The organism is Ensifer sp. Root31, from assembly GCF_001424825.1.
GTDB lineage: Bacteria > Pseudomonadota > Alphaproteobacteria > Rhizobiales > Rhizobiaceae > Ensifer > Ensifer canadensis.
Map to the genome: position 1 here is coordinate 60,098 of NZ_LMCO01000003.1, position 16,843 is coordinate 76,940.

General features: G+C 60.2%; 15 protein-coding genes and 1 tRNA gene. 9 read left to right on the forward strand and 7 right to left on the reverse strand.

What is annotated here, in order from left to right; all coding sequences use genetic code 11:
- Positions 1-37: 37 nt before the first annotated feature.
- The 4 genes from phaC to radC all read left to right on the forward strand — a co-directional run bounded on the left by phaC (position 38) and on the right by radC (position 4,486).
- The gene (gene phaC / locus ASD00_RS04355; RefSeq protein ID WP_025426878.1) at positions 38-1,879 is read left to right on the forward strand and encodes a poly(3-hydroxyalkanoate) polymerase subunit PhaC; all 1,842 of its coding nucleotides are present in this window, start codon (positions 38-40) and stop codon (positions 1,877-1,879) included.
- Between the two features lie 18 nt (positions 1,880-1,897).
- Complete coding sequence (sfsA, locus tag ASD00_RS04360) at positions 1,898-2,629, forward strand: DNA/RNA nuclease SfsA (protein ID WP_025426877.1); 732 nt, start codon at positions 1,898-1,900, stop codon at positions 2,627-2,629.
- 229 nt (positions 2,630-2,858) lie between these two features.
- Positions 2,859-3,698 carry a type I methionyl aminopeptidase gene (gene map, locus ASD00_RS04365; RefSeq protein ID WP_057205024.1) on the forward strand — a complete coding sequence of 280 codons (840 nt, stop codon included), beginning with the start codon at positions 2,859-2,861 and terminating at the stop codon, positions 3,696-3,698.
- Positions 3,695-4,486: a DNA repair protein RadC gene (radC, locus tag ASD00_RS04370; protein ID WP_025426875.1), complete on the forward strand. Its 792-nt coding sequence runs from the start codon at positions 3,695-3,697 to the stop codon at positions 4,484-4,486. Before map ends, radC begins: the two co-directional genes overlap by 4 nt.
- 107 nt (positions 4,487-4,593) lie before the next feature.
- Here the strand turns inward: radC and ASD00_RS04375 are convergent, their stop codons facing one another.
- Positions 4,594-5,637 carry a magnesium and cobalt transport protein CorA gene (locus ASD00_RS04375; RefSeq protein ID WP_025426874.1) on the reverse strand — a complete coding sequence of 348 codons (1,044 nt, stop codon included), beginning with the start codon at positions 5,635-5,637 and terminating at the stop codon, positions 4,594-4,596.
- Positions 5,638-5,839: 202 nt separating this feature from the next.
- Here ASD00_RS04375 and sthA point away from each other — a divergent pair, with 202 nt between their 5' ends.
- A complete protein-coding gene (gene sthA / locus ASD00_RS04380) occupies positions 5,840-7,246 on the forward strand; it encodes a Si-specific NAD(P)(+) transhydrogenase (protein WP_025426873.1) in 1,407 nt (468 codons plus the stop codon).
- A 186-nt stretch (positions 7,247-7,432) separates the two neighbouring features.
- On the forward strand, positions 7,433-8,242 hold the full coding sequence (locus tag ASD00_RS04385; RefSeq protein WP_025426872.1) for an endonuclease/exonuclease/phosphatase family protein: 810 nt from the start codon (positions 7,433-7,435) through the stop codon (positions 8,240-8,242).
- Between the two features lie 106 nt (positions 8,243-8,348).
- Here ASD00_RS04385 and tig read toward each other — a convergent pair whose 3' ends face one another.
- From tig to ASD00_RS04405, 4 genes are all read right to left on the reverse strand, one after another.
- On the reverse strand, positions 8,349-9,827 hold the full coding sequence (tig, locus tag ASD00_RS04390; RefSeq protein ID WP_025426871.1) for a trigger factor: 1,479 nt from the start codon (positions 9,825-9,827) through the stop codon (positions 8,349-8,351).
- Positions 9,828-10,006: 179 nt separating this feature from the next.
- Positions 10,007-10,091: transfer RNA gene (locus ASD00_RS04395), tRNA-Leu, on the reverse strand.
- A gap of 186 nt (positions 10,092-10,277) precedes the next feature.
- Positions 10,278-10,871, reverse strand: a complete 594-nt coding sequence (locus ASD00_RS04400) for a GDYXXLXY domain-containing protein (protein WP_025426870.1) — start codon at positions 10,869-10,871, stop codon at positions 10,278-10,280.
- Entirely contained in the window at positions 10,868-11,977 is a 1,110-nt protein-coding gene (locus ASD00_RS04405; protein ID WP_057205027.1) for a DUF2157 domain-containing protein, read from the reverse strand. The genes ASD00_RS04400 and ASD00_RS04405 overlap by 4 nt, the downstream gene beginning before the upstream one ends.
- Positions 11,978-12,918: 941 nt before the next feature.
- Between ASD00_RS04405 and ASD00_RS38280 the strand changes: the two genes are divergently transcribed.
- The 3 genes from ASD00_RS38280 (at position 12,919) to trmFO (ending at position 15,176) form a co-directional block, all read left to right on the forward strand.
- Positions 12,919-13,062 (forward strand): DUF1127 domain-containing protein, encoded by a 144-nt coding sequence (locus tag ASD00_RS38280; protein ID WP_067698887.1) that lies wholly within the window; start codon positions 12,919-12,921, stop codon positions 13,060-13,062.
- A gap of 442 nt (positions 13,063-13,504) precedes the next feature.
- On the forward strand, positions 13,505-13,648 hold the full coding sequence (locus tag ASD00_RS38285; RefSeq protein ID WP_065781539.1) for a DUF1127 domain-containing protein: 144 nt from the start codon (positions 13,505-13,507) through the stop codon (positions 13,646-13,648).
- Between the two features lie 109 nt (positions 13,649-13,757).
- Positions 13,758-15,176 (forward strand): methylenetetrahydrofolate--tRNA-(uracil(54)-C(5))-methyltransferase (FADH(2)-oxidizing) TrmFO, encoded by a 1,419-nt coding sequence (trmFO, locus tag ASD00_RS04410; RefSeq protein ID WP_025426868.1) that lies wholly within the window; start codon positions 13,758-13,760, stop codon positions 15,174-15,176.
- Between the two features lie 111 nt (positions 15,177-15,287).
- Here trmFO and ASD00_RS04415 read toward each other — a convergent pair whose 3' ends face one another.
- The gene (locus tag ASD00_RS04415; RefSeq protein WP_025426867.1) at positions 15,288-15,755 is read right to left on the reverse strand and encodes a hypothetical protein; all 468 of its coding nucleotides are present in this window, start codon (positions 15,753-15,755) and stop codon (positions 15,288-15,290) included.
- 230 nt (positions 15,756-15,985) lie between these two features.
- Positions 15,986-16,828 (reverse strand): phytoene/squalene synthase family protein, encoded by an 843-nt coding sequence (locus ASD00_RS04420; RefSeq protein ID WP_025426866.1) that lies wholly within the window; start codon positions 16,826-16,828, stop codon positions 15,986-15,988.
- Positions 16,829-16,843 lie beyond the last annotated feature (15 nt).

The following is a 16,843-nucleotide window of genomic DNA, read 5'->3' on the forward strand; positions in this document are numbered from 1 at the left end:
AAATACAAAACAAACAAGATGCTGTGGAGGAAACCGGGTGACAGCAGACAGGAATGCCGAAGGCAAGGACGGCTTTGCTGGCTTCGACCCGAAGTCCGTTGAACCCTACATCGTCAAGGATCCCGAAGGCCTCGCGGTCAACCTTGCCCGCGCAATGGAGCAGCTCGGCAAGGCGGCCTCAGCCTGGCTTGCGCCGCGCGAAACCGGCGAAAAATCCGACGTCTTCTCCGAACCTGTCACCGACATGGTCAAAACCCTCTCCAGGGTTTCCGAGTATTGGCTTTCCGATCCACGCCGGACGCTCGAAGCCCAGACCCATCTGATGGGCAGTTTCTTCGAGATGTGGTCTCGAACCTTGCATCGCATGTCCGGTGATGTTGTCGCCACCGATCCCGTGAGCTTGCAGCGCACCGACAAGCGCTTCGCCGACGAGGACTGGGTAAAAAACCCGTTCTTCGATTTCGTCCGGCAGGCCTATTTCATCACGTCGGACTGGGCTGACAAGATGGTGCGCGACGCGGAAGGGCTGGACGACCACACCAAACACAAGGCTGCCTTTTACGTCAGGCAGATTTCGAGTGCGCTCTCTCCGACCAATTTCGTCACCACCAACCCTCAGCTCTACCGGGAAACGGTTGCGACGAGCGGCGCCAATCTCGTCAAGGGCATGCAAATGTTTGCCGAGGACGTGGTGGCCGGTCGCGGCGATCTCAGGATGCGCCAGACCGATACCAGCAAATTCGCGATCGGCGAAAACATCGCGATCACCCCCGGCAAGGTGGTCGCGCAGAGCGACGTCTGCCAGGTGATCCAGTACGAGGCCTCGACGGAAACGGTGCTCAAGCGTCCGCTGTTGATCTGCCCGCCCTGGATCAACAAGTTCTACGTGCTCGACCTCAACCCGCAGAAATCCTACATCAAGTGGGCGGTCGATCAGGGACACACGGTGTTCGTCATCTCCTGGGTCAATCCGGACGAGCGGCATGCGGCCAAGGATTGGGAAGCCTATGCCCGCGAAGGCATCGGCTTTGCGCTCGACACCGTCGAACAGGCGACCGGCGAACGGGACGTGAATGCCATCGGCTATTGCGTCGGTGGAACGCTATTGGCCGCAACACTGGCGCTCCATGCCGCAGAGGGCGACGAGCGCATCCGCTCGGCAACGCTGTTTACCACCCAGGTCGACTTCACTCACGCCGGTGATCTCAAGGTCTTCGTCGACGAAGACCAGATCAGCCAGATGGAAGCCAACATGCGGGTGGCCGGCTATCTCGACGGCTCGAAAATGGCGACCGCGTTCAACATGCTGCGCGCCTCCGAACTGATCTGGCCCTACTTCGTCAACAACTACCTCAAGGGGCAGGAGCCCCTGCCCTTCGACCTGCTCTACTGGAATTCCGATTCGACCCGGATGCCGGCGGCCAACCATTCGTTCTACCTGCGCAACTGCTACCTGGAAAACCGTCTGTCGAAGGGCGAGATGATGCTGGCCGGCAAGCAGGTATCGCTGGGTGACGTCAAGATCCCGATCTACAACCTGGCAACCAAGGAAGACCATATCGCTCCGCCGCGCTCCGTTTTCCTCGGCAGTTCCTCCTTCGGTGGCAAGGTCACATACGTGCTTTCCGGCTCGGGCCACATCGCCGGCGTCGTGAACCCACCGGACAAGGGCAAGTACCAGTTCTGGACCGGCGGTCCTCCCAAGGGAGAGTTCGACGATTGGGTCAAAACGGCCACGGAGACCCCCGGGTCCTGGTGGCCGCACTGGCATCAGTGGATCGAAAAGCTGGACAAGAAGCGCGTGCCCGCGCGCAAGCCCGGCGGCACGCTCAACACGCTGGAAGAGGCGCCCGGCTCCTATGTGCGCGCCCGCGCCTGACCAAAGTGTGAACAGATCTTGATTTTCGATCGGCCACTCGTGCCCGCCACGCTCGTGCAGCGCTACAAACGCTTTCTATTCGACGCTCTCCTCGCCGATGGTACGGCATTGACCGGCTCATGCCCCAACACCGGGTCGATGCGCGGACTGACGACGCCGGGTTCGCGCATCTGGATGTCGGAGCATGATAGCCCGACGCGCAAGTACCGGCAGATGCTCGAAATCGTCGAGGCGGATGGTACGCTGGTCGGCATCAACACCGGCCTGCCCAACCGTCTGGCGGAAGAGGCCATTCGGCTCGGACTTGTCGCCGACCTTCATCTCTACGAGAACCTCGCCCGCGAGCAGAAATACGGGCGCAATTCGCGAATCGACATTCTCTTGAGCGACAGCCTGCGCGGTCTTGCCTATGTCGAGGTGAAGAATGTGCATTTCAGTCGCAACCCTGGCGTGGCCGAGTTTCCCGACAGCCCGACTGCACGTGGCGCCAAGCACCTCGAAGAACTGGGAGACATGGTCGAAGCCGGCCATCGCGCGATCATGGTCTACCTAGTGCAGCGCAGCGATTGCGATCACCTGCAGATCTGCCGCGACTACGACCCTGTATATGCCGCTGCCTTCGATCGTGCCATGACCAGAGGTGTCGAGGCCTATGCGGTGAAATGCCTGGTATCGCCCTCCGAGATAGCACCGATCGGCTTGATCGCAATCGATGAGGCAGGTGCCAGCGCTATTCGCAACTTCGCCTGAGTTACCGATTTGGCACGCACGGCATCGCCAACCCTTAGCAACCTGCAACATTCTACGGATAGGCGCAGGCATTGATCCGCGTTAGGCTTGCCGATCTGCTTAGCGGAAGATCGCGGCTGCGAAATACTGTGCGCTGCGCCCTATATCAGTCCCTCAAGGTGCACGGCAGTGGACGAGGCTGCCCCTGCTGGATTATGAAATTCGACAGGAAACAACTGAAAGTTCTGGAATGGTGACTTACATCGAGGCAGGGTCCGCGCCCTATAAGAACACCGGCGTCATCCGCCTCTACGGACCGGAGGGGTTCGAAGGTATGCGCAAGGCCTGTCAGGTGACGGCGCGTTGCCTCGACGAACTGGTGTCGCGCGTTCGGCCCGGGGTGACGACCGAGGAGATCGACCGCTTCGTCTTCGAGTTCGGCATGGACAACGGCGCGCTTCCGGCAACGCTGAACTACCGCGGCTATACCAAGTCGTCCTGCACCTCGATCAACCACGTTGTCTGCCACGGTATTCCGAACGACAAGCCGCTTCGCGACGGCGATATCGTCAATATCGACGTGACCTATGTGATCGATGGCTGGCACGGCGATTCCAGCCGCATGTATCCGGTCGGCGAGATCAAACGTGCCGCCGAGCGGCTTCTCGACGTGACGCATGAGTGCCTGATGCGCGGCATTGCCGCCGTGCGTCCTGGCGCCCGCACCGGCGCGATCGGCGAAGCCATCCAGGCCTATGCCGAAGCCGAACGGTGCTCGGTCGTACGCGACTTCTGCGGACACGGCGTCGGCCGGCTTTTCCACGACGCTCCCAACATCCTGCATTACGGCCGCGCCAACGAGGGGCCGGAACTGCGCGAAGGCATGATCTTCACCATCGAGCCGATGATCAATCTCGGTCGCCCGCACGTGAAGGTGCTTGCCGATGGCTGGACGGCGGTAACACGCGACCGTTCTCTCTCGGCGCAGTACGAGCATACGGTCGGCGTCACGGCTGATGGCTGCGAGATCTTCACGCTCTCGCCGGCCGGCCTCTTCAAGCCTGACATGGCCGCCATGGGCGCCGCATGAAGAAAAACTCCCGCTCATCCGCAGGCGATGCGACGCAGCCGGCGGACGAACGGTCGTTTTTTGCGGATCTGCAGCCGCAGGACGCGCATGTCTCAGACGCGGCAGCTCAGGCGGTCGAGGCGCACTATCTTGGCCACCGTGATCGGCTGCGAACACGGTATCGCGAGCACGGCGACGCCGCGCTTGCCGACTACGAACTCCTCGAAATGCTGCTGTTCCGGCTTATCCCGCGCAAGGATACCAAGCCGATTGCCAAGGCGCTGCTGACGCGCTTTGGCACGCTTGCCGGTGTATTCGGCGCACCGCTCCCGTTGCTGCAGGAGGTCAAGGGTGTTGGCGAATCGGTCGCGCTCGACCTGAAGCTCGTCTCGACGATCGGGCACCGAACGCTGAAGAGTGACCTGCGCAAGAAGCACATTCTCTCGTCCTGGTCGGCGGTGATCGAATATTGCCACGCGGCTATGGCCTATGAGACCAAGGAGCAATTCCGGATATTATTCCTCGACAAGCGTAATGCGTTGATTGCCGACGAGGTCCAGCAGACGGGCACGATCGACCACACGCCTGTCTATCCGCGCGAGGTCGTCAAGCGCGCACTCGAATTGTCGGCAACCGCGATCATCCTTGCGCATAATCACCCCTCAGGCGACCCCACGCCGTCGCGGGCGGATATCGACATGACCAAGCTGATCGTCGAGACAGCCAAGCCGCTCGGCATTGCGGTGCACGATCACATCATCATCGGCAAGGACGGCCATGTAAGCCTGAAGGGGCTGCGCCTCTTCTAGAGCGTTTCCGATTTGGACGGAATCGCACAAACGCTTTTTTACGCATTTCCTGATGGAAAACCGCTTCGCACTTTTCCTGGAAATGCTCTAGCCGCCGGGCTTTGCAATCAAAGCCATCGGGCGCGGCGGAAGAAGCGATACAGCGTCAGGCAGAGCCCGATGATCACGGCCAGCACCACGAAATAACCGTAGCGGAATTTAAGCTCCGGCATGTCGTCGAAGTTCATCCCGTAGATACCGGCAATTGCCGTCGGCACTGCAAGGATAGCTGCCCAGGAGGCAAGCTTGCGGGAGATCTCCGTCTGCTCGGATTGGCCGATCATCAAGCTGGCTTCAAAGGTGAAGGCCAGAACCTCGCGCAACGCATCGATATCTTCCTGCACGCGGCGGACATGGTCGGTCACATCGCGAAACAGCGGTTGCAGTGCCGCCTCCATGCCGGGCAGATCGATATGCTCGTGCCGCCGGCAGACATCGACCAGCGGCACGGCGGCATTGCGAAGCCTGAGCAGGTTGCGCCGGAGCAGATAGAGCCGTTCGATATCCGCCTTCTCCAGCCGTTGGCGAAGCAGACGATCCTCGAGCCGTTCGACTTCCTCGTGAATGGCCTCGATTACCGGCATGTAATTGTCGACGATGAAATCGAGGATCGAATACAGGATATAGTTCTCACCATGAGCAAGGGCAGCGGGTGACGCTTCGCATCGCTGCCGCACGGCCATATAGGAGGTCGAGGCGCCGTGGCGAACCGAGACGACGTAGCCGCGCCCGACGAAGAGATGCGTTTCGCCGAACGCGATTTCGACTCCGACCATATGAGCGGTGCGGGCAACGACGAAAATCGAATCGCCATAGATCTCAAGTTTAGGACGTTGATGCGCCTTGCAGGCGTCTTCGATCGCCAGGTCATGCAGATCGAACTCGCGCTGCACCTGGCGAAGCAACGCAGCATCCGGTTCATGGAGACCGATCCAGATGACGGCATTCGGGCGGTTTCGCCATTTGCTCGCATCTTCCACCTGAATGTCCTGGATGCGCACGCCGTTTTCGTAGACCGCAGCGGCGATCACGCCCTGCCTGTCCTCCCCATGCGGCGGTTCCGTGGTGCGCGAATAGTCCGAGCTTGGCTCGTTCATCAGGTCGAACGCCATAGAAGACCTCCCATGCCCGCATGAATTCCATGCACCGGTATGCTATTGGGTCATCGAGCATACGCGTATTTCGTCATATTCGCACCCAACAGGTTTCAAAGACGAAAACCACTTCATCAAACTGTGCGATTGACGATATAGACGCATGCGAGCGAGACTTTTCGCAGCGCACAACGATTCTTCCTTTTTTACGGAAATGCCCATGAACCAGTTCGATCTCATCGTCGTCGGAAGCGGACCCGCCGGCCGCCGTGGCGCCATCCAGGCCGCCAAGCTCGGCAAGAAGGTTCTCGTCATCGAACAGGGCAAACGCGTCGGCGGCGTTTCCGTGCACACGGGCACGATCCCGTCGAAGACCCTGCGCGAAACGGCGCTCAATCTCTCGGGTTGGCGCGAACGCGGCTTTTACGGCCGCTCTTACCGCGTCAAGGAGGAGATCAGCGCCGAGGATCTGCGCCAGCGACTGATCATCACCCTCAATCATGAGGTTGAGGTTCTCGAACACCAGTTTGCCCGCAACCGCGTGCAGCAGATGCGCGGCAAGGCAAGTTTCGTCGATCAGACCACGCTTGAAGTGGTCAAGGACGACGGCGAGACTTTGCTCGTTTCGGCGACCAGCATCATGCTTGCCGTCGGCACGAAGCCATTCCGTCCGGACTACATGCCCTTCGACGGCAAGACCGTGCTCGACAGCGACGAGCTGCTCGATATCTCGCAGTTGCCGCGCTCGCTCGTGGTGATCGGCGCCGGCGTCGTCGGCATCGAATATGCGACGATATTCAGTGCGCTAGACACGCAAGTGACGGTGATCGACCCGAAGACGACGATGCTCGACTTCATCGACAAGGAGATTGTCGAGGACTTCACCTATCAATTGCGCGACCGCAACATGAAACTCCATCTCGGGCAGAAGGCGGAAAAGGTCGAACGGCTCGACGATGGTAAGGTTCTGCTGACGCTCGACAACGGCCGCAGGATCGTGACCGACATGGTGCTCTTTGCCGCCGGCCGCATGGGCGCGACCGACACGCTCAATCTTCCGGCCGCCGGGCTCGAAGCCGACAGCCGCGGTCGGCTCAAGGTCAATCCCGAAACCTTCCAGACCTCAGTGCCCAACATCTACGCCGCCGGCGACGTGGTCGGCTTCCCGAGCCTTGCCTCGACTTCGATGGAACAGGGACGCATTGCTGCTCGCGTCGCAGTCGGCGCCATCGCCATGGAGCCGCAAAAATACTTCCCTTACGGCATCTATGCCGTTCCGGAAATCTCCACCTGCGGCCTTTCAGAAGAGGAGGTCAAGGAGCGCGGCATTGCCTATGAATGCGGCATTGCGCGCTTTCGCGAAACCTCGCGCGGCCACATCATGGGGCTCGACTCCGGTCTTTTGAAGATGATCTTTTCGCTAAAGACGCGCCGCCTGCTCGGCGTGCACATCCTCGGTGAAGGCGCGACCGAGCTGGTTCATATCGGCCAGGCCGTGCTGAACCTCAAGGGCACCGTCGAGTACTTTGTCGAGAACACGTTCAACTATCCGACGCTTGCCGAAGCCTACAAGATTGCCGGCCTCGACGCCTGGAACCGCATGGGCGAGATCAAGCCGACGGCTTAAAATGCCGCGAGGCCGGCCAGGTCGGCCCCGAACAAACCGCCGCGAATCAGATAGCCTCGCCGCCCTGACGTCGCCAAATCCGGCCACTTGAGAACGGCATCAAGTGATCGGCCTGGGCTTCGTTTTCACGCATACGGCCCGAATATGCTGCGCATCGTCGGGCCGTGTTTTGGCGAGCGATTGAGCATGGCACTACGCATCCTCTCCCTGAATGCCTGGGGCGGCAAGCTGCATGCGCCGCTGATACCGTATCTTGTCGAAGTCAACGCAGACATCCTGTGTCTGCAGGAGGTCGTGCGCTCTCCGGAGACGAGGTCAGAGTGGCTCCTTTACCGCGATCGCGATGTCGAGCTGCCGCAGCGCGCCAATCTCTTCGACGAGATCTGCGCAGCCCTGCCTGATCATGACGGGTATTTCTGCCCGACGTCGAGAGGCGAGCTTTCCGATGGCGATCGTATGGTCCATTCCGAATTCGGATTGGCGACATTCGTGCGCAAATCCTTTCCCGTCATCGGCCAGGCGCTCGATTTCGTCCATGGCGAGTTTTCGCCCGACGGTTGGGGCGAACATCCGCGCGCCCGAAATGCCCACTGCCTCCGCCTCTTCAACTATGAGCATGGCTTTTCCATAACCATCGCGCAGATGCACGGCCTGCGGACCACGAACGGCAAGGGCGACACGCCGGAGCGGCAGGCGCAGGCGGATGCGCTGGTACAACTTATCGGCCGCATTTGGCCCGGAAACGAAAGGCTCGTCGTCTGCGGCGATTTCAATGTCCTGCCTGAAAGCGCAACCTTTGCGGCGCTCGGCAGTCTCGGCCTGTCCGATCTCGTCACCGGTCGAGGTCACACGGATACACGCACATCGCACTACGGCAAATCAGGGCGTTACGCCGATTACATGCTGGCCACGCCGGATGTCGATGTCATCAGCTTCGACGTTGTCGAACAACCGGAAGTCTCGGATCACCGGGCGTTGCTGCTCGATCTTCGGTAAAGCAAAACGTCTCTGTGCACCCACCACGCACGACAAACATTTCCCCAACAGAAAAGGCCCCGCCGTAAACGGCAGGGCCTCAATTTGTAAGCAATCGAAGAAGTGATTACTCGGCGCTGTCGTCAGCAGCCTTTTTCTTGGCCGGAGCCTTCTTCTTCGGAGCAGCGGCTTCTTCGCCTTCAGCGGCGTCAGCCTTGGCAGCGGCCTTCTTCTTGGCCGGAGCCTTCTTGGCAGCCTTGCCTTCGGTTTCTTCGTCGTCAGCCGTCAGCTCTTCCTTGGAAACCGTCTTGTCGGTTACCGAGATCTCGGAGAGCAGGTGATCGACAACCTTCTCTTCGAACAGCGGAGCGCGCAGCGAAGCGGCGGCACCAGGCGTGTTCTTGAAGTAGTCGAGGATCTGCTTTTCCTGGCCCGGGAACTGGCGGAGCTGTTCGAACAGCGAACGCTGCAGTTCGTCGTCGCTGACCTGAACGCCGGCCTTTTCGCCGATTTCCGAGAGAACGAGGCCGAGGCGAACGCGACGCTCAGCGAGCTTGCGGTATTCGGCGCGTGCTTCTTCTTCGGTGGTTTCTTCGTCAGCGAAGGTCTTGCCGGCCTGCTGCAGATCGGTGTTGATCTGACGCCAGATGTTTTCGAATTCGGCTTCGACGAGGCGCTCCGGCGTATCGAACTGGTAGAGTTCGTCGAGCTGGTCGAGGATCTGACGCTTCACCTTCTGGCGGGTCAGCGAGCCGTACTGGCTCTCGATCTGGCCGCGAACGATTTCCTTCAGCTTGTCAGCCGATTCGAGGCCGAGCTTGGTGGCCAGTTCGTCGTTGATTTCGATGTCCTGGGCCGAAGCAACGTCCTTGACGGTGATGTCGAAGGTGGCTTCCTTGCCAGCGAGGTTCGCTGCCGGGTAATCGGCCGGGAACGTCACGGTGATGGTCTTCTCGTCGCCAGCCTTGACGCCGACGAGCTGCTCTTCGAAGCCCGGGATGAAGCGGTTGGAGCCGAGAACGAGTTCTGCGTCTTCGTCCTTGCCGCCGTCGAAGGCTTCGCCGTCAACCTTGCCGAGGTAGTCGATGGTGACGCGGTCGCCGTTGGCGGCCTTGCCCTTCTTCGATTCGTAGGTGCGAGCGCTTTCAGCGATACGCAGGATCTGCTCGTTGACTTCGTCTTCGGCGATCTCGACGACTTCGCGCGTCACCTTGATGCCGCTGACGTCCTTGAGTTCGATCGCCGGGATGATTTCGTAAGCGACGGTGAACTCGAGGTCAGCCTCAGCGTTGAGGATCTTGTCGGCTTCGGACTCGTCCTCGGTCATCGCGATTTCCGGCTGGGTCGCCGACTTCTCGCCACGGCCCGAAAGGATCTCGGTCGGCTTTTCGCGGACGATCTCGTTGACGAGATCTGCCATGATCGACTTGCCATAGACCTTCTTCAGATGCGCGAACGGCACCTTGCCCGGCCGGAAGCCGTTGATCTTCACACGGTCCTTCACTTCGGCCAGACGCTCGTTCATCCGAGCTTCCATGTCCTTGGCCGGGATAACGACCTTGAGTTCGCGCTTCAGCCCTTGAGCGAGCGTTTCGATAACCTGCATGTTCAAACCTTCATTTCACGTTGACTGTGCTCTTCCCCTTAGAAAGGTCTGGCGAGCACGTGAGCCGATCCATTTGCCGGGAGTGGCTTTACGCAGTTCCGTAACCGTTTTGCAAGCAAAATGGCACTCCAGCCCCCTTCATCATAGCAGAATCCGGACTTTTGGCGCGATGCTTGTCTTGGTGCGGGTAGAGAGACTTGAACTCCCACGCCTTGCGGCACCAGAACCTAAATCTGGCGTGTCTACCAATTTCACCATACCCGCGTTCAGACAATCGCACCGCCTGATCGTATTCCCGCAAGACCAACCAACGGAAATACCGCAGATAGAATGGGCATGCTGAGGTTCAGGGCTTTCCCGAGCGCGGCGTCTCTATATCACTCGTTTTCGCGGGATCAAAGGGAAAATGCGGTTACCCACGACAGATCGATCCGATCCCGCAGCAAGCGGTCAATAGAGCGTCTCTTCGTAGACAGGCGTGCCTTCGACGGCGATCTGCCTTATCTGTGCGCGCCCCGCATTATTGACGCGAACATTGACCGAAAGCGCCTCGGCATTGCGCGCTTGCTCCAGCACCCGGCCCTCGCCCTCCGGAACATAGAATCGCTCGATGCCATATGCGACGTTTATCGATGACGGGTTTTCACTCGACGAAGGGTAATAGGTGAACGGTTGCGATTGAAGCACGACACTGTCATCCGTCGGCGCAAGGGGCTTGAAGGACGCTTGCGCCGCACCCCAGAAGCCGTCCGGTTGTTTTGCCAGACGCACGAAAACCGTCGCTTCCGCCGGCGCCGTCGGCAATCCGTCCTTGAAAAGTGCCGGCGGCAGCCAGGAAATGTCATAGCTCAGGATGACGTAGTCGCCGCGCAGCAGATCCCTCGGATCAACCGGCACGGTCTTCAGCAGGACTTCCTTGCCGTTGCGCAGGATCGAAGCCCGGCTTTCGACCATGTAGCCAAGCGCTGCCGTCTGAAGGACGGCGGCAATCAGCGCGGCGATGAGCGGCGGCAACCAGCGACGCTTTGGCGAGAGACCAGTCATGGCGAAACCTCCTCGCGTCGCGTCCGCATCAGGCGCCCTTCGATCCGGATCACCAGCCAGGCGATCGCCGCCACCAGCAGGCCGGAAATCAGGAAGAAGCCCGAGGTTCCGAGCATTGAGCCCAGCGTCTCGAATGCGAGATAGAGAAGTTCACCAGCAAACGCCGCATAACCGAGGTAACGCACTGCCCCGTTCTGCGCGCCGGCAAGTGCGATCCCAAGCAGAGCGACGATGAGCACGGCCGCGCCGGCGGCCACTTCACTGGTCAAACCGTCAGCTTCAAACTGCAGCACCGAGAAACCGATGAGTGCCAAGGCGAAGGAATAGAATGCGGGCGCGGAGCCGGCTTCAAGCGCGATGGGGCGAAGCGGCGAGCCCGGCATGGCTGCAGCAAGGAAGGCGACAATGCCGCCGCCTGCCAGCGTGCCGGCAAAACCCAAGGACGAGTTCTCGATATAGAGCCAAATCAGCCATCCCGTGACGAGAAGATAGGCGAGGTGCCGCGCGCGACCTGCATCCGTCACACGCACCAGAATGACCACGAGGATGGCGAGCGCCGGGACGAGCCAGGTCTGCCATTCGACGATATCGCCAAGACCGCCCTCCGACAGCAACGTCAGGAAATAGGCCCAGGCCAGCCCGCCGCACACTGTTGTGACAGCCGCCGATCGAAAGGCGAGCGCCGTCACGCAAGCGCCGGCGATCCAGAGCAGGATCGCATCGGCTGCATCACCCGAGAGATGATACATCTGCCCGACCAGGGCAATGCCGGCACCAAACGACATCGCCGCCAGCACCAGAGCCGCCGCGGCCAGGCCGCCATTGCCTCGCCGGAGAAGCAACGCACCGGCAAGATGAAAGCCCCAGATCAAGGCGACAATACCGATCAGGCGGGCAAGACGCGGCAGTGCTTCCCAATTGGCCGCGACAAGCAGCAGGACGGAGGCCGACAGCAGCAGGGCGGCGAGCACCAGCAGAACACGCCCCGCCCGAAAGGTGGATTCGCGACCATCATACTCCGCAAGCATCTGTCGCGCGGAAGCCTCCGGCAGAAGCCCCATGCCAACCCAATGCTTGAAGTCCTTTTCCAGACGACCGCGATACATGCTGCCCCACCTCCTTCGGCGGCCCTGCCCTTGAAGACAAAAACCGAGGCGCTTACCTAATCACGCAATGGCGGAAAAACACAACCATTCGATCGCTCGGACCAGACGTTGGTCCGCCAGGATCTGACGGCTTGCGCAATGCGCATATCTTCCATGCGGATATTGCACTGCACAAATCGATTTAAACACCCTATATTCAAATCATCAGAAGCGAACGAAGGCAAACAGCCAAGCGGACGCTAGCGGCAATGGTCAACCGCCCCGGAGTGCCGGGAAAGACCCGGACGAAAGTTCGATGGAATTCGGAGCGGCGCACTCCTCCTCCCAGCGCCCCTCCGATACGATTGGCAACACTCCTCCTCCCAGTTGCCAATCACCTTCAATGACGCTCGCTGGACCTCCTCCCCCAGCGGGCGTTATTTCTTTTCAGCCCCCCCCGTTTTTCATCCATCGCGACCAAGCGAAGCAATTGCACAATATTTGCGCAGATATCTGTCGACTTCACATCGAGGTATGCGCCGCATGCATAGGTGCCATGAGGCAACTGATCTACCCAAATTCGGCAGACTGAAGTACCTTCAACTCATCGATCGGGGCGGCGCACTCCTCCTCCCAGCGCCCCTCGATTTGGATTGGCAGCACTCCTCCTCCCAGTTGCCGATCAGAATAAAACGACGCTCGCTGGATCTCCTCCCCCAGCGGGAGTTGTTTGATTCAGCCATCCTCTTCTCTCTGCAGTCTCTTACGGTTCTGTCGGCATCCGGCAGCACATTGGTGGTATGGCGTCGACATCCCGGCCACAATGAGACTTGCAATAGCTGCATGGGTGCGATGCAGCATTATCTCTGTAACTTCTGCTAAAATCGATTATATTTCGGGTCATCAGATGACGGCCAGCCGAGAGATAAGCGCTGGCACACGACCCTAGAAAGGATAGGATCATGAACCTCGCACGCTCTTTCAACAATTGGCGCAAGTATCGTCAGACCTGCAACGAACTCGGCCGCATGAGCGACCGGGAACTGAGCGACCTCGGCATCGGCCGCGGCGACATCCAGTACGTTGCACGTCAGGCCATCAAGTAATTCCAGGAGCGCTGCTTCGCGCAGCGCGCCGGACATTACCAACGCCCTCCGGTTCATTCCGGGGGGCGTTTTTCGTTGTCGAAATGCTGCCGCAAAATCACCTTCGCAATTGCGAAAGCGCGTCGCCGATCGAGTTCTGCTTATAGCCAAGCAATCGTGCCTGGATTGAAGCTGGGAACCGCGGCGACACCGTCGGGCATCCGCGCAGAAAATAGCGCGATTACAAATCCTTAACGGGCCGCGCACGCACTTTAATCAATCTTTAAGTGATGGCGCGTTTTCGAGCGGGTGCAAATGTTGCCCAGCAATTTGGCGATGCACTGCACAAATGCATAGCAGCTGCATTTTCTTTGCACTCCACCTTCCAATTAGACAAGCGTATAAGAACCTCAACGACGCAGACAGATGGCTGTCGCGACAAACCGATCTTGAGGAAAAAGTCATGAACCCGATTCGTATCGCAAAAAGCTGGATTAACTACCGCCGCACCGTTAGCGAGCTCGGCAACCTGTCGAACCACGCTCTCAATGACATCGGCATCACCCGCTACGATATCCGCAACATCGCATCGCGTTCCTTCCGTTAATCGGAACGAACGACCAGACTTCCAAGACGGCGCCTTCAGGCGCCGTTTTCGTTTGTTCCCGGCGCAACGACGGTTGGAACGACAGGACGAGCATGGTAGGAAGCCGACCATGAGCAAAGACACCTCCTCCCACTCTCCCATTCATGTCATCGGCGGCGGCCTTGCCGGCTCCGAAGCGGCCTGGCAGATCGCCGAGGCCGGCGTTCCGGTCGTGCTGCACGAGATGCGCGGCGTCCGCGGCACCGATGCACATAAGACGGACGGCCTTGCCGAACTCGTCTGTTCCAACTCGTTCCGCTCCGATGATGCGACCAGCAATGCCGTCGGCGTACTCCACGCCGAAATGCGCCTTGCAGGCTCGCTGATCATGAAGGCGGCCGATGCCAACCAGGTTCCGGCCGGCGGCGCGCTTGCCGTCGACCGCGACGGCTTCTCCGACGCCGTCACCGCGGCGATCGACGGCCATCCGCTGATCACCGTGGTACGCGAAGAAATCCGCGGCCTGCCGCCGAAGGAATGGGACCTTGCAGTAATTGCAACCGGTCCGCTGACAGCGCCTGATCTCGCCGAATCGATCCGCCAGGAAACGGGCGCTGATGCGCTTGCCTTCTTCGACGCCATCGCGCCGATCGTCTATACCGAGACGATCGACATGGACATCTGCTGGTACCAATCACGCTATGACAAGGTCGGCCCCGGCGGTACGGGCAAGGACTATATCAACTGCCCGATGAACGAAGAGCAGTACAACGCCTTCATCGACGCACTCGTGGCCGGCGACAAGACCGGCTTCAAGGAGTGGGAAGGCACGCCTTACTTCGATGGCTGCCTGCCGATCGAGGTGATGGCGGAGCGCGGACGCGAGACGCTTCGCTACGGACCGATGAAACCGATGGGGCTCACCAACGCCCACAATCCGACGGTCAAGGCCTATGCCGTCGTCCAGCTTCGTCAGGACAATGCGCTCGGCACGCTCTACAACATGGTCGGTTTCCAGACGAAGCTGAAGTATGGCGCGCAGGCGGAAGTCTTCCGGATGATCCCCGGTCTCGAGAACGCCGAGTTCGCGCGCCTCGGCGGCCTGCACCGCAACACCTATATCAACTCGCCGACCCTGCTCGACGGCACACTAACTCTCAAGTCGCGGCCAGGCCTGCGCTTTGCCGGTCAGATCACTGGCTGCGAGGGTTATGTCGAGAGCGCAAGCATCGGCTTGCTGGCCGGCAGGTTCGCCGCGGCGGAACGCAAGGGTGAAACTTTGGCTGCACCGCCGGCAACGACGGCCTTCGGCGCGCTGCTCAACCACATCACCGGCGGTCACATCGTTTCCGACGACGAGCCGGGCAAACGTTCGTTCCAGCCAATGAACGTCAACTTCGGCCTGTTCCCGCCGCTGGAACCCGGCGCCATCATCAAGCCCGAAGGCGCCAAGCGCTTCCGCGGCAAGGAAAAGGCCGCAGCGAAGAAACAGGCCACGGCCGCCCGAGCGCTCGGCGACTGCGCCGCCTGGCTGAACGGATGCGCCTGAGAGCCAAACATTTCCTCGCAAACCGGATCCACTCCGGTTTGCGAGGGCTTTCCTTTTACAGAACTAAACTGATGTCATGAATGCCCGCAGCGTTTGCTAGCGGAGCGCCGGCTATTCGCTCGCCTGCGCCGAAGACGGCACATTTGCCTCGTCTGCCGTAAACTCGGACTTCGGGCTGAAACTGCCCAACAGCCACAACGATACCTCGGCCGCCTCGGCAGCGTTGTGAAATTCGAACGCGTTGTCGAGATAGGCGAAATCAGGGAAATGGACAATCAGACCGCGGCCGCTGTCCGAACTGTTGACCCGGACTTTTCCCGGCTGAATGACGTGGCAGACATAATGCGTGCCGTGCGACTGGATGAAACCAGCCTTGCCGTCATGCAGCCGCAGAAAAATTGCCTTGCGGTCCGCCGTCGAATGAAGTGCACGGATCGCTTCGTCCGGAAAGGCGCGCCCGAACTCGACCATTGCCGAGCCAGCATCCGGATCGTCCCAATCCCGCTCGGCCCGTGCGTTCATCCACATGTAGAAGGCGCCGGCGAGAATGGCGATGATGATGAAAAGCAGCCAGAGCATCAGACAGGCCCCCTAAGTCGGTAATGAGTCGATAGGGTGTGTTTATACGATGCGAGCCTTGCGCCAATTTGACCAGCCTCGTGCCGTGGCTAGCTGGCCTACAACATGCCGCGCAGGTCTCGGCACCAAAGCGCGCCGCCATCTTTCGCTAACGTTTGACTTCGCTTCAAGCTCTGGTTTTTGTGCAGGTCGTTATAGCAAAGCCATTGAACACATTTGCGCGGCCGGCTTCAAAACCGCTTGCGCCTGCTCGCCCACCACATCCACCACTGCCGCCGCCATTGCGCCGGCCTTATCGGATTGCGCAGCAACTCTGCGCCGACAGCATCCGCGCGATTGAAGATCGGCTCGGCGAGGGCCAGGGGAACGAAGGCGGCGAAATTGTCGGGTGAGATCGTGTCGAGCCGGGCGCGCGCCTTGGCCAGATGATCGCGGCCGAAACCGGCGAAGGCCCGGATCGCCCGCCCGATTGCTTGCCCGTCTTCTCCGGCGAGCAGCGCTTCGCGGTCAAGCCCGGTTGCTCGCAGAAGCTCGGCCGGCAGATAGACCTGGCCGCGGCGGGAATGTTGCGGCAGGAGCAGAAGCAGGCCTGCGACGGTCTGCGCGACGCCGGCATGACCGGCTGCCTCCGCAGACCTTGCGGCGTTCTGCGGATCGAGGACGAGCGACGACAGCTGAATGAGCGCCGAGGCGGTCTCGCCGGCGTAACCTTCGAACGCCGCCCTGTCCTCCATCGGATCATCGTAGAGGTCGAAGATCCGTGCATCGATCATGTTCTGAAATACAGCGATCGGAAGCCGATGCTTACGAATGCACGCGAGCAACGCCCGCGCGAGCGGATGCCCCTCGCCCGTCGCCGCTTCGTTCTCCAACAGCTCCCGCCACCATTGCATTCGGATTTCACCGGGGATGGGCTCGTGCACGAGTTCGCGAATGCGGGCGAGCTCGGCGTTGAAGGCATAGAGCGGAGCGAGTGACGGCTGGCTGGCCACCGGCGCCAGCAGACAGGCGAGGTAACGGTCGCGATCCGTGTCCCTGAGGTCGGTCAGGATCTGGGCATCAATGTCTTGCACGCAAGTCTTCCCCTG

Bases quoted from the DNA above. Each gene is read 5' to 3' on its own strand.
- map (WP_057205024.1), top strand. From the start codon at position 2,859: ATGGTGACTTACATCGAGGCAGGGTCCGCGCCCTATAAGAACACCGGC.
- radC (WP_025426875.1), top strand. From the start codon at position 3,695: ATGAAGAAAAACTCCCGCTCATCCGCAGGCGATGCGACGCAGCCGGCG.
- ASD00_RS04375 (WP_025426874.1), bottom strand. From the start codon at position 5,637: ATGGCGTTCGACCTGATGAACGAGCCAAGCTCGGACTATTCGCGCACC.
- sthA (WP_025426873.1), top strand. From the start codon at position 5,840: ATGAACCAGTTCGATCTCATCGTCGTCGGAAGCGGACCCGCCGGCCGC.
- ASD00_RS04385 (WP_025426872.1), top strand. From the start codon at position 7,433: ATGGCACTACGCATCCTCTCCCTGAATGCCTGGGGCGGCAAGCTGCAT.
- tig (WP_025426871.1), bottom strand. From the start codon at position 9,827: ATGCAGGTTATCGAAACGCTCGCTCAAGGGCTGAAGCGCGAACTCAAG.
- ASD00_RS04400 (WP_025426870.1), bottom strand. From the start codon at position 10,871: ATGACTGGTCTCTCGCCAAAGCGTCGCTGGTTGCCGCCGCTCATCGCC.
- ASD00_RS04405 (WP_057205027.1), bottom strand. From the start codon at position 11,977: ATGTATCGCGGTCGTCTGGAAAAGGACTTCAAGCATTGGGTTGGCATG.
- ASD00_RS38280 (WP_067698887.1), top strand. From the start codon at position 12,919: ATGAACCTCGCACGCTCTTTCAACAATTGGCGCAAGTATCGTCAGACC.
- ASD00_RS38285 (WP_065781539.1), top strand. From the start codon at position 13,505: ATGAACCCGATTCGTATCGCAAAAAGCTGGATTAACTACCGCCGCACC.
- trmFO (WP_025426868.1), top strand. From the start codon at position 13,758: ATGAGCAAAGACACCTCCTCCCACTCTCCCATTCATGTCATCGGCGGC.
- ASD00_RS04415 (WP_025426867.1), bottom strand. From the start codon at position 15,755: ATGCTCTGGCTGCTTTTCATCATCATCGCCATTCTCGCCGGCGCCTTC.